Genomic DNA, 13,428 nt, shown 5'->3' on the forward strand with positions numbered 1-13,428 from the left:
CTAAAGAAGTTTGTTCGCATCAACTGAACAACTGTTATACATCTAGAAAGTTTAAACTAAATACTCTGGCAAAACAGGGGCTCATTTGCCATTAACCTTGCATTTAGCATACTGTCATACAACACATAACATATTAATTAATAGCTTTTTAATAAACAACCAAAAAAGATAATTAAGATTTAAATTGTATATTTAATCGATTAAGCATAGTTTAGCTTAATAAACGCTTAACATTAAGTTACACAGGCCGAGGAGTTGCGAAATATTCACATATGAGAAATAAGGTATCTTTAAAAGACATAGCACAGAAAGTGGGAGTTTCTACCGCTGCAGTATCCTATGCTCTTAACAAGGAGAAAGAAGGAAAAGTGAGTGATGAAATGGCCGCCAAAATCAGGGCTACAGCAAAAGAACTCAACTACCAACCAAACCAAATTGCAAAAAGCTTAAAGATTGGGCGCACCAATACCTTAGGTTTAATTATTGCCGATGTTTCTAACCCATTCTTTGCCACCATTGCCCGAGTGGTAGAAGATGAGGCGAAAGCACATGGCTACACAGTAGTTTTTGGCAGCTCAGACGAAAAAGCAGAACGGTCATGGGACCTAATTAATGTTTTAGCAAATAGACAGGTGGATGGATTAATCATTGCCCCGTCAGAAGCCTCAGAAGACCAAATACTATATTTAAAGGAGCAGAAGATACCTTTTGTTCTAATAGATAGATATTACCCTGACATACCATCCAGCTTTGTTGTTCTTGATAATTACAAAGCTGCTTATGACGCCGTGTTTCACCTCATTGAAAATGGCAGAAAAAGGGTAGGCATGTTAGCCTACAAAACAAACCTGTATCATATGCAGGAGAGAAAAAGAGGGTACCAGGAAGCTCTTCAGGCAGCAGAGCTTCCAGTAGGCAAAAGCCTTTTGAAGGAAGTAAAGCATGATGACACCAAGAACGGGGTAAAAGCTGCCATAGATGCTATGCTTGCTTCTCCAGAAGGACTTGACGCCCTATTCTTTGCCACCAACACCCTGGCAATACATGGTCTGAAATATATTGACAGCTTAAATCTTAAAGTTCCAACTGATCTAGCCATTGTCAGTTTTGATGAGGGTGAGGCATTTGACTTTTACTACTGCCCTTTAACCCACATAAAACAACCAGTAGATGAAATTGGCAAAGAGGCGGTCCAGCTCCTACTAGATCAAATGTCTAGCTCCAACGGCAGAATAGGACAGATTCATTTTGAGCCTGAACTAATAATACGCCAGTCTAGCGGAGCTTAAAAACTGAAATCTCTAAAAAAGATCTTGTTGCTTTAATGTTTTAATCGATTAACTGCAATACCTATCAATCCCCACCATTGTGCTCCATACTTTTTTAAGCTTCTCCACCGAGTTAATTGCAAAACAATACATATGAAAAAAACTCCCCTTTTAATCCTTCTTCTAGCTATGAGCCTACAGGCATGCCAAACCAACGAGAGTAAAACCCAAGAACAGTCAACAGCCTCTCAGCAGAGTACTGAAGGCTCTTTTGGGTATGACTTAAATTTCCTGAAGAGCAAAGACGACAGCCTTGTTGTACTTAAAAGCGCAGATGGATCTAGCCAGGTGATTGTATCTGCTAAATACCAAGGGAAAGTATTTACCTCTACCGCAGAAGGCATAGATGGTAGAAGCTTTGGCTGGATTAACTATGAGGCTTTTGATGCCCCTATTGACCCACACATGAATGCCTACGGCGGAGAGAACAGATTATGGCTTGGTCCTGAAGGAGGTAAGTTCTCTATCTTTTTCAGACCGAACGCTAAAATGGTTTTTGACAACTGGGCTACACCGGCTGCCATTGACACAGAACGTTGGCAAGTACTTTCCAGTGGACAAGACAAGGTTTCAATGCAAAAAGAAACCTCTATTCAGAACTACTTAGGCACCACCCTGAACACTAAAATCAAACGTGATGTACAGATACTAACCAGTGCTGAAATTGAGAGCATGCTGGGAGTGGGCGCAGGCGAAGGAGTAAAAGTGGTTGGTTTTAAAACCAACAATGCTATCACCAACACAGGTGACAAAGCCTGGACAAAAGAAACAGGAGCTCCCTGTATCTGGATTCTTGACATGTTCAACCCTGCCAACGGCACCGTAATTGTGGTTCCTTTCAATGAGCAGGCTACCGGCAAAGTAGCTACCACCGATTATTTTGGGGAGATACCAGAAGACCGCATTAAGTACAATAACGGGATTTTGTATTTTAAAGCAGACGGTAAATCAAGAGGCAAATTAGGCTTGGCCCCAGAGAGAGCAAAACCTATTGCCGGCAGCTATGACCCTACCAACAATGTGCTAACCGTTACAAAATTTGATGTAGACAACAATGGCGTTTATCTCAACCAAGAATGGACCACGGCAAAAGATCCACTAAAAGGTGATGCTGTCAATGCATACAATGATGGTCCTCTGGAAGATGGAAGCCAAATGGGTCCTTTCTATGAAATTGAAAGCGTTTCACCGGCAGCGTTCCTTCAGCCTGGCCAAACACTTACCCATAACCACAGCGTTTTCCACTTTACCGGTGACAAAGCCGCATTAGATCAAATTGCGCAGAAGATTTTTGGTGTCTCCCTGGAAACCATTCAAAATACATTTCAAAAGTAAGAAGCATAGTCAAGTTGAGACTAGCTGTTGAACAAAGACAAATGAAAGAAGCAAAAGAAGAATATCCAAGAATAGGCATCAGACCTATTATAGACGGCCGATTGGGCGGCGTGCGTGAGTCATTGGAAGAAACCACCATGAACATGGCTCGCAACGTAGCAGCGTTGTTTGAGCGTGAATTGAAATATCCAGACGGCACCCCAGTACAATGTGTAATTGCTGACTCCACCATTGGTGGTGTAAAAGAAGCAGCCGACTGTGCTAAAAAGTTTGAGAGAGAAAATGTAGGAGTTTCTTTGTCAGTTACCCCCTGCTGGTGCTACGGCACTGAAACCATAGACATGAACCCTCATCTGCCTAAGGCAATTTGGGGCTTTAACGGAACCGAAAGACCTGGTGCAGTTTATCTGGCCGCGGCACTTGCCGGGCACAACCAAAAGGGTTTACCAGCCTTTGGGATATACGGCAAAGACGTTCAGGATGTAGGCGATCTTTATGTACCGGAAGATGTAAAGTCTAAGCTTTTAAGCTTTGCCAGAGCAGGTCTGGCCGTAGCCATCATGCGCGGAAAATCATACCTAAGCATTGGCTCAGTTTCAATGGGTATTGCCGGATCTATTGTAGATGCTGATTTCTTTCAGAACTACCTGGGCATGCGCAATGAGTATGTTGATTCTACAGAGGTGTTGAGAAGAATTGAGCATAATATTTTTGATCAGGAAGAATATGCCAAAGCTATTGCCTGGACAAAAGAGAACTGTAAAGAAGGAGAAGACTTTAACCCAGCGGAAAAGCAGAGCACCAGAGAGCAAAAAGACCAAGATTGGGAGTTCGTGGTGAAAATGACCCTAATTATTCGGGATCTGATGATTGGCAACGAGAAGTTGGCAGAGATGGGATTTGGAGAAGAGGCTTTTGGTCACAATGCCATAGCGTCAGGCTTCCAAGGCCAGCGCCAGTGGACAGACTTTTTACCGAACGGAGACTTTCCAGAAGCAATCTTGAACTCCTCTTTTGACTGGAACGGAATCAGGGCACCCTTCATGGTAGCCACTGAAAACGACTCGCTGAACGGCGTGCCTATGTTGTTCGGTCACCTGCTCACCAATACGGCTCAGATCTTTGCCGATGTAAGAACTTATTGGAGCCCTGAAGCGGTAGAACGCGTTTCCGGCTGGAAACCAACTGATCAGGCTGCCAACGGATTCATCCACCTGATCAACTCGGGCTCCTGCACCTTAGACGGCACCGGCCAACAATCGCGTGACGGCCAGCCTGCCATGAAGCCTTTCTGGGAGATTAGTGAAGAAGAAGCTCAAGCCTGTTTAAACGCTACCACTTGGTACCCTGCCAACAATGGCTACTTCAGAGGGGGCGGCTATTCTTCTAAGTTTTTGACTAAAGGTGGCATGCCCGTCACCATGAGCCGGATTAACCTGATCAAAGGCCAAGGCCCCGTGTTGCAGATAGCGGAAGGTTATACCATTGATATTCCGGAGAATGTACACCAGATATTAGATGAGCGCACTGACAGAACCTGGCCTACCACTTGGTTTGTGCCAAAACTAACCGGTCAGGGAGCCTTCAGAGATGTGTATTCTGTAATGGCCAACTGGGGCTCTAACCATGGCTCTATCAGCTACGGACACGTAGGCTCAGATCTAATCACGCTTGCCTCTATGCTCCGGATTCCGGTTTGTATGCACAATGTGGAAGATGAGCGTATTTTCAGGCCTTCTGCCTGGAGCGCCTTTGGCATGGACCCAGAAGGTTCAGACTACCGTGCCTGCCAAACCTATGGCCCTGTCTATAAATAGATTTTCATTCCACTCAATGCGCAGGCAGTTGCAAATTTTAGTTAGTTAACTGCCTGCGCATTTAACTAACACGCTGCACACTTTAATTTTTGATTTCTGTTTTAAGCCTAAATTTTCAAAAACAGGTCTGAAACACAGCTTTTAAGTCTACTCTCTTTGCACTCCTTACTATTCTAAACAAACGCATGTAAACCAGCCTACCGGCACCACCAAACTCAAACAAGCAAGAACAATGGCGAAGGATTTTAGAAGTTCCATGATCAAGTCGGCCAACCTATGGCCTTTTATTCTTATCACTAGCCTTTTCTTCTTCTGGGGGTTGGCTAATAACATGACCGATACGCTGCTGGCAGCTTTTAAGCGAATCATGAGCATGACTGATTTCCAGACCTCCTGGATTCAGTTAGCCTTTTATGGTTCTTATTTTTGCCTGGCTTTGCCAGCCGCCATCATCATCAAAAAGTACACTTACAAATCGGGGGTATTATTGGGGCTGGGGCTTTTCATTTTAGGTGCTTTGCTGTTTTACCCAGCAAGCCAATCTATGGATTACGCCCACTTCCTGATTGCCTTGTTCATTCTGGCAGGTGGCTTATCTATTCTGGAAACCGCGGCCAATCCGTTTGTGTTTGCCATGGGCTCGGAAGAAACCGGAACCAGACGCTTGAATCTGGCCCAGTCATTCAACCCAATCGGCTCTATGACGGGCGTACTGCTCAGCAAGCTGTTCATTTTGTCGCAACTGAATAAAGCCAGTGCTGAAGAAAGAGCAGACATGACAGCTGAGCAGCTACAGACCATTCAATCAGACGAACTCTCGTCAGTAATGGGTCCTTATGTAGGTGTAGCCGTTGTGCTGGTACTTTTAGGAATACTGATCAAGACCACTAAAATGCCTGAAATGAAAGATGAAGGTAGATTAGACCTGGGGGCAACTTTTAAAAGGCTTCTGAAAAAGCCGACATATGTGTGGAGCGTAATTGCGCAGTTCATTTATGTAGGGGTGCAGATCTGTGTATGGTCTTTTACGATCAGATACGTAATGGAACAGCTCAGCCTGAACGAAGACGACTCTTCTAACTATTACCTGGTTTCTCTGATCTTATTTGCCAGCTGCCGGTTTATTTTCACAGGCTTGATGAAATACATCAGACCAAGAATATTACTGCTGTTCTCCGCTATTGCGGCTGTGGCATTTACCTTGATAGTTATTTATGGTAGCGGGCATTTAGGTGTTTATGCTTTAATAGGTATTTCAGGTTGCATGTCCTTAATGTTCCCTACCATTTATGGCCTAGGCATGCGTGGTGTAGGCAAAGACACTAAGATAGCCGGATCGGGTATGATTATGGCAATTTTAGGAGGCGCCATTTTGCCTGTTTTTCAAGGGCAGATGTCAGATTCAACCCAAAGCATTTCGCTTTCTTTTTATATCCCATTATTCTGCTTCGCCTTTATTGCCTTATATGCGCTATTTGGTGCTAAGCTGGATAAATCAGCTGATTACGGAACAGAAAACGAAGTATTGGAAAAAGAGCCATTAACAAAAGCGGTAATCTAAAGTCTGTTTAACCTGAGGTTTGATACAAGTAGAAATCTGTTAAACAATTATTTTCTGTCTTATTGTGCCATCTGCCGCGGGCATACTTTTACCAAATTTGACAATATCATGAGCGAAGATAAATATGTGATTGGGGTTGATTACGGAACCGACTCAGTACGGTCTGTTATTGTGCATGCCAGTACCGGTAAAGAGGTAGCGGCAGCCACGTTTGTTTACCCACGCTGGAAAAAAGGGCTGTACTGCAACGCCGCTAAAAACCAATTCAGACAGCACCCATCTGATTATATAGAGGGGCTGGAACAAACTGTTAAGCAGTGCCTGCAACAAGTAGATGCTGCCGTAAGGGCTGGCATTAAGGCTTTGTCAGTAGACACTACTGGTTCTACGCCGGTAGCTGTGAATGAGGCAGGTGTTCCTTTAGCGCTTCTTCCAGAGTTCAGCGAGAACCCCAATGCCATGTTTGTGCTTTGGAAAGACCACACTGCCGTAAAAGAGGCGGCTGAAATAAACGCTCATGCGGAACAATTTGAGAAGAACTACCTGCAGTATGTGGGTGGCATTTATTCCTCTGAATGGTTCTGGGCTAAAATGCTTCATGTGCTACGGCAAGATGAACAAGTCAGAAACGCCTGCTATACCTGGGTAGAACATAGCGATTGGATTCCTTTTCTATTGACCGGGGGCACAAAGTCCTCAGAAATCAAAAGAAACGTTTGTGCTGCGGGCCATAAAGGATTATGGTCAGCTGACTTTGGTGGCTTTCCGCCGGAAGAGTTCTTTGCCACGCTTGACCCAGTGCTGGCAGGACAAGCCAACCGCCTGAGCAACCAAACCTATGCCGCAGACGCACCTGCCGGACAAATTAGTCAGGAATGGGCAGAGCGGCTTGGTTTGCCACAGGATATGCTCATTGGCATAGGCGCCATAGATGCGCACATGGGAGCCGTAGGCGGTCAGATAGAACCTTATCATTTACTCAAGGTGATGGGCACTTCAACCTGCGATATGATTGTTGCGCCTGCCGAATCATTTGAAGACACGCTGGTAAAAGGAATCTGCGGCCAAGTGAATGGCTCCATCATTCCTGGCATGATAGGCATGGAGGCCGGTCAGTCTGCCTTCGGTGATGCGTTTGCCTGGTTCAAGGACTTGATAGCGTGGCCCCTACAGCACCTTTTATCTAACTCTACCCTTATTGATTCTGCCACAGCCAAAGCTCTAGTGCAGGAGACTTCAGACAAGATCCTTTCTGAGTTAAGTAAGCTGGCGGCCCAACTACCTGTAGAAACTGAGAGCGAACTGGCCGTGGATTGGCTAAATGGCAGACGTACTCCCGATGCCGACCAAACCTTAAAAGCAGCTTTCAAAGGCCTGAGTTTAAGTTCAGACGCCCCAAGTATGTTTAAAGCGCTAGTGGAAGCTACCTGCTTTGGCGCCCGCAGAATTGCTGACCGATTTGTAGAGCAAGGCGTTCCGGTGAAAGGAGTTATTGGAATTGGCGGCGTAGCAAAGAAGTCACCTTTTGTGATGCAAACCATGGCCGATGTGTTGGGTATGCCTATCAAAATACACGAGTCTGAGCAGACTTGCGCGTTAGGAGCCGCCATGTTTGCCGCTACAGTAGCTGGATTATACCCCAATGTTCAGGCTGCCATGGAAAAAATGGGCGGTGGGTTTGATCAAGTCTACACCCCAGAACCACAAAAAGCTGAAGTATATACCCTCCGCTACCAAAAGTATTTGGAGTACTGTAAGTTCATAGAGTTTGGGAACACTGCTTTGAAGGAAACCCAAGAAAATTTGGTTGGTGCTGTTTAATCAGAGGAAGAGGCCCTAAGTCTACAGTTGAAAGCCTTCAAGTTGGCAGATAGATGCCATCTTCTTTATATTTTAAATAAAACTCTCTGTTGCTAGAAATCCTGCTGCTAGACTTTGCAGCGTTATAGGAACAGAGAGTTTTTAACATTCATCTATCATTAGCCCCTCTGTTTCGCAATCGATTACGCAAACTATAACTCTCTTCTATTAGAAAACCCGCAGAACCCGCCATTCTTATCTTTGAATATTTTCCAAAATTTGCAGCGCTAGTTTATCAAATAGATTCTATCATAAACCAGCATCAGCAGTGAATTTTAAATTTATTAACCCCTGAACAAGACGCCCCCTTGCTCTTCTCTAAAATAATCTTCTATATTTACGTAATCGATTACGTAAACTATGGGGCGAACTACTATTCATGACATAGCGAAGGAGCTGAATACGACAGCTGCCACGGTATCGCGGGCGCTGAATGATCATCCTTCTATCAGCGCGGCCATGAAAGAGATTGTGCGGAAGACTGCCCACCAGCTAAACTACCAACAAAACCGGATTGCCTCTTCCTTACGCTCTGGCAAAACCTTTGTGATTGGAGTTGTGATTCCGAGTGCAGACATCAGTTTTTTTGGCTCGGTAATCCATGGCATTGAAATGGTAGCTAAAACCCACGGCTACAATGTCATCCTTTTCCAAACAAATGAGCGGTATGAAGATGAAGTACAGGGCATACAAACCCTATTGCAGTCTAATGTAGATGGAATTATTGCTTCTATCACTAAAGAAACCTCCAACTTTGACCATTTTCTGGAAGTAAAAAGACGGGGAATTCCGCTTATTCTGTTTGATAGAGCCACCGACGAACTGGGTGTTTCTACGGTAGTAATTGATGATTACAAAGGTGCTTTTATGGCTACGGAACACTTGCTCCAGCAGGGTTACACCCGTATTGCGCATATTGCGGGTCCCTCCCATATCAAGATCTTCCATGAGCGCCTGCGAGGGTACGTGGATGCATTGGCTGCCCACCACATCAAAATAGACGAAGACCTGATCACTTATGGCAAAGTGTCCATTGAGTCTGGCAGAACCTGCACTCAGCAACTGCTCCAGCTCCAGAAAAACCGACCCGATGCCATCTTTGCGGTAGAAGATTTCACGGCTCTTGGAGCCATGGAAGCTATCAAAGAAAGCCAATGGAACCGCCCTGGGCAGATTGGGTTAGTTGGCTTTGCGAACGAAGCCTTCAGCGCCTACATCACCCCTAGCCTTACCACCATTGACCAACAGACAGCTCTAATGGGGCAAGAAGCCGCCAAACTTCTCATGGATCAGCAGCAGGCAGAGCAACATCATGAAAAAAGCCCGCAGAAAATAGTGCTGGAGCCTCTCTTGATTCAGCGTCAGTCGTCTATGCGGCGGCAGACCAAACAGAAAACAGCCTCTTAATTTCATTAAACTAACTCTAAACAAACTAACAAACCTGAAACACTTTTAAGCTATGGGACTACATACCATTGACTATGCCATCTTCCTGCTATACTTCCTGATTGTCTCGGGGTACGGCTACTGGATTTACAAGCGCAAGCAAAGCGCCACCCTTGACTCTAAAGAATTCTTTCTGGCCGAGGGCTCGCTGACCTGGTGGGCCATTGGGGCCTCGCTCATTGCCTCCAACATTTCCGCAGAGCAGTTCATTGGTATGTCGGGTTCTGGTTTTGCCATGGGTCTGGCCATTGCCAGTTATGAATGGATGGCAGCTGCCACCCTTATCATAGTGGCGGTTTTCTTTATTCCTATCTACCTCAAGAACAAGATTTACACCATGCCGCAGTTCCTGTCGCAGCGGTACAACAATGGCGTAAGTACCATTATGGCCGTGTTTTGGCTGCTAGTGTACGTGTTCGTGAACCTTTCCTCTATTCTGTACCTGGGCGCGCTGGCCATTGTCACCATTACCGGAATTGAGTTTTACACCTGTATGGTGGGCATGGCTATCTTCGCCATCTTTATTACCCTGGGCGGCATGAAAGTAATTGGCTACACAGATGTGATTCAGGTGTTCGTGCTGGTGCTGGGAGGCTTGGCCACTACCTACCTGGCTTTGGATTTGGTGTCTACCCAATTGGGCGGCACCGGCGTTTGGGACGGACTTACTATGCTGCATTCAGAAGCCACGGACCACTTTAGCATGATTCTTTCTGAAGGCGAGTTGATGATACCGGACGGCGAGGGCGGTACCCGTGACGCCTACATGGACTTACCTGGTTTATCTGTAATTATCGGCTCAATGTGGATTATCAACCTGAGCTACTGGGGCTGTAACCAGTACATTACACAGCGCGCTTTGGGTGCCGACCTGCAAACTGCCCGCAGCGGTCTGTTGTTTGCTGCATTCTTGAAACTGTTGATGCCCATTATTGTGGTGTTGCCCGGTATTGCCGCCTACGTGTTGTTCCAGAACGGTCTTTTCCAAACCGAGATGACCAATGAGTTGGGGCACGTGAAACCTGACCACGCTTATCCGGTGCTGCTGGAACTGCTGCCTATTGGTTTGAGAGGACTTTCGTTTGCAGCACTTACCGCTGCCATTGTAGCCTCACTGGCCGGTAAAGCCAACAGCGTCTCCACCATCTTCACCTTAGACATTTACCAGAAATTCTTCAACAAAACCGCCTCTGAGAGAAAACTGGTAAGCGTGGGCCGCTGGGCCGTGGTAGTGTCTTTTGTCATTGCCGTGCTGGTGGCGCCCCAGTTGCGTAAACTAGACCAGGCATTCCAGTACATTCAGGAATATACCGGCTTTATCTCTCCGGGCGTGTTCGCCATCTTTATCCTGGGCTTCTTCTGGAAACGCACCACGTCTGCGGCTGCCTTAACCGCCGCCATTCTGACTATACCGCTGTCTACGTTCCTGAAATTCCAGTTCGCCGAGATTCCGTTCATTAACCGTATGGGTATTGTGTTTGTGGTACTGGCCGTGCTGATGGTGATCATCAGTTTACTAGATTCCAAAAGCAAGAACAACCCCAAAGGCTTGGAAATCGACGCCAGTATGTTCAAACCTACCACATCCTTTACGGTGGGCTCCATTATTATCTGCGGCATTCTGGCCGCGCTTTATACCATGTTCTGGTAACAGACTATCAAATGTTGGGCAGATGCGTTATAGTTACTGACGCATCTGCCCACAACCTATTATTCTTCAAATAAAAGCTGACACTATGGTTCAAGATATCGTAGATAAATTCAAGCAATTATATAATCAGGAACCCGTGGTGGTGCGCTCGCCGGGCCGGGTGAACCTAATTGGTGAACATACTGACTACAACAACGGCTTTGTGCTTCCGGCGGCCGTGAACAAGGAAATTTACTTCGCCATTGCCCCCAACGGCACTGACAACATGCGCGTCTATGCCTTTGATTTGCAGGAGCAGGCAACATTTGACTTAAACCAGGTGGCGCGGCAGAAAATTGGTTGGGCGAACTATCTGCTGGGCGTGGTGGCTCAGTTTCAGAAAGCGGGCCATGCGGTGAAAGGTTTTAACCTGGTGTTTGGTGGCAATGTACCTATGGGGGCTGGCATGTCATCCTCGGCGGCCGTGGAATGTGGCTTGGCCTATGCCCTTAATTACCTGTTCGCATTTAATATTGAGAAATTCACGTTGGTGAAGATGGCGCAGAAAGCCGAGCACGAGTTTGCAGGTGTTATGTGCGGCATCATGGATCAGTTTGCCAGCATGTTTGGCAAACACAATCACGTGGTAAAGCTAGACTGCCGTTCTTTGGAGTATCAATACTACCCGTTCAACATTGAGGATTACCGTATTGTGCTCTGTGACACGCAGGTAAAACACTCACTGGCCTCCAGCGAGTACAACACCCGCCGCAAAGAATGCGAGACCGGCGTAGCAATCTTACAGAAGCATTACCTGCAGGTCAAAAGCCTGCGCGATGTCACCCTTGAGATGCTCACCCGCCACCAACACGAATTTGACCCAGTAGTATACAAGCGCTGCCGGTATGTGGTAGAGGAAAACTTACGCGTGGAAGAAGCCTGTTCAGATCTGGAGCAGGGCAATTTAGAAGCGTTCGGTCAGAAGATGTACGCCTCGCACCAAGGCCTGCAGCATGACTACGAGGTAAGCTGCCCTGAGCTGGATTTCTTAGCTGACGCTGCCAAACAATCTGGCGCTGCTTTAGGAGCCCGTATGATGGGCGGCGGATTTGGCGGCTGCACCATTAATCTGGTAAAACTGGAAAGGCTAGATGATTTCACAGCCCGGATGTCCGAGGCCTACCAGAAACATTTCGGAATTACCTTAAAAACCTACGTAGCCCAGATTGTAGACGGCAGCAGTCTGGTTTCCACTGATTTTTCAAAAACCAGCCTATAAACAGAACGTAATCTGGCCGCTCTTGCACCTGCAAAGCGGCCATTTTTGTAATTGATATTGCTACTCACTTATTCAATCACCCACTCATTCACTCATTCACCATGAGCACCTTTGATTTAACCGACCACTCTCACCGAAGATATAATTCCCTTACCGGCGAATGGGTGCTGGTATCGCCGCATCGCTCTAAAAGACCATGGCAGGGGCAACAGGAAGAAACCCAGCGGGAGCAGAGGCCTGAGTACGACCCTAGTTGCTACCTCTGCCCTACTAACACCCGCGCCAACGGAGAGACAAATCCTGACTATGACGCCACCTTTGTGTTTGTGAATGATTTTGCGGCACTGCAAGCTGATTCGCCCAGCGGCTCTTTCTCTAAAGGAGGCTTACTCAAAGCCGAAAGCGAAAGAGGTATCTGCAAAGTAATCTGCTTCTCACCCCGCCATGACCTCACCTTGTCTGACATGGCAGTTGAAGACATAAAAAAAGTGATAGACCTGTGGCAAAAAGAGTATCTGGAGCTGGGAGCGTTAGAGTACATCAACTACGTGCAGATTTTTGAGAACAAAGGGCAAGTAATGGGCAGCAGCAATCCGCACCCGCACGGCCAGATTTGGGCTCAAAGCTCCGTACCGGTAGAACCCGCCAAAGAAATGGCCCAGCAGGCTGCTTATTACAGAGAAAACGGCCGCAGCCTTTTAGCCGATTATCTACAGCTTGAGCTAGAGGAAAAGTCGCGGGTAGTACTGGAGAATGAGCACTTTGCGGCGCTGGTTCCTTTTTGGGCTGTTTGGCCTTTTGAAACCATCATCATCAGTAAGCGGCATTTCCAGCACCTGGGGCAGATCTCAGAGGATGAAAAAGTAGCTTATGCAAAGATTATGAAGCAGCTCTCGGCGGTGTATGACAGCCTTTTTCAAACCAGCTTCCCCTATTCCGCCGGACTGCACCAAAGCCCCACCGACGGGCAGGAGCACCCGGAGTGGCACTTCCACATGCACTTCTACCCGCCCTTGCTGCGTTCCGCCACGGTGAAAAAGTTTATGGTGGGCTATGAAATGATGGGCAACCCTCAGCGTGATATTACTCCTGAAAGCGCCGCCGAACGGCTGCGGAGTTTGGCGTAAAAGACTGTTTTAGGCCTGCTTTTCTAAAAACAGGCCTAAAACAGT

General features: G+C 46.6%; 9 protein-coding genes. All 9 read left to right on the forward strand.

The window, feature by feature from the left end; all coding sequences use genetic code 11:
- Window positions 1-272: 272 nt before the first annotated feature.
- Window positions 273-1,289 carry a LacI family DNA-binding transcriptional regulator gene (locus A8O23_RS15700; protein ID WP_066623099.1) on the forward strand — a complete coding sequence of 339 codons (1,017 nt, stop codon included), beginning with the start codon at window positions 273-275 and terminating at the stop codon, window positions 1,287-1,289.
- A gap of 132 nt (window positions 1,290-1,421) precedes the next feature.
- Entirely contained in the window at window positions 1,422-2,663 is a 1,242-nt protein-coding gene (locus A8O23_RS15705; RefSeq protein WP_066623102.1) for a DUF6786 family protein, read from the forward strand.
- A gap of 41 nt (window positions 2,664-2,704) precedes the next feature.
- Complete coding sequence (locus tag A8O23_RS15710) at window positions 2,705-4,480, forward strand: L-fucose isomerase (RefSeq protein ID WP_066623105.1); 1,776 nt, start codon at window positions 2,705-2,707, stop codon at window positions 4,478-4,480.
- A 232-nt stretch (window positions 4,481-4,712) separates the two neighbouring features.
- Window positions 4,713-6,041 (forward strand): L-fucose:H+ symporter permease, encoded by a 1,329-nt coding sequence (fucP, locus tag A8O23_RS15715; RefSeq protein ID WP_082883103.1) that lies wholly within the window; start codon window positions 4,713-4,715, stop codon window positions 6,039-6,041.
- Window positions 6,042-6,149: 108 nt separating this feature from the next.
- Window positions 6,150-7,862 carry a ribulokinase gene (locus A8O23_RS15720; protein WP_066623115.1) on the forward strand — a complete coding sequence of 571 codons (1,713 nt, stop codon included), beginning with the start codon at window positions 6,150-6,152 and terminating at the stop codon, window positions 7,860-7,862.
- 399 nt (window positions 7,863-8,261) lie between these two features.
- Window positions 8,262-9,308, forward strand: coding sequence for a LacI family DNA-binding transcriptional regulator (locus A8O23_RS15725; RefSeq protein ID WP_066623118.1), 1,047 nt, complete (start codon window positions 8,262-8,264; stop codon window positions 9,306-9,308).
- 52 nt (window positions 9,309-9,360) lie between these two features.
- Window positions 9,361-10,998, forward strand: coding sequence for a sodium/sugar symporter (locus A8O23_RS15730; protein WP_066623121.1), 1,638 nt, complete (start codon window positions 9,361-9,363; stop codon window positions 10,996-10,998).
- An 85-nt stretch (window positions 10,999-11,083) separates the two neighbouring features.
- Complete coding sequence (locus tag A8O23_RS15735) at window positions 11,084-12,256, forward strand: galactokinase (RefSeq protein ID WP_066623123.1); 1,173 nt, start codon at window positions 11,084-11,086, stop codon at window positions 12,254-12,256.
- Window positions 12,257-12,357: 101 nt separating this feature from the next.
- A complete protein-coding gene (locus A8O23_RS15740; RefSeq protein ID WP_066623125.1) occupies window positions 12,358-13,383 on the forward strand; it encodes a UDP-glucose--hexose-1-phosphate uridylyltransferase in 1,026 nt (341 codons plus the stop codon).
- Window positions 13,384-13,428 lie beyond the last annotated feature (45 nt).

It is taken from the genome of Rufibacter roseus (assembly GCF_001647285.1).
GTDB classification, from domain to species: domain Bacteria; phylum Bacteroidota; class Bacteroidia; order Cytophagales; family Hymenobacteraceae; genus Nibribacter; species Nibribacter roseus.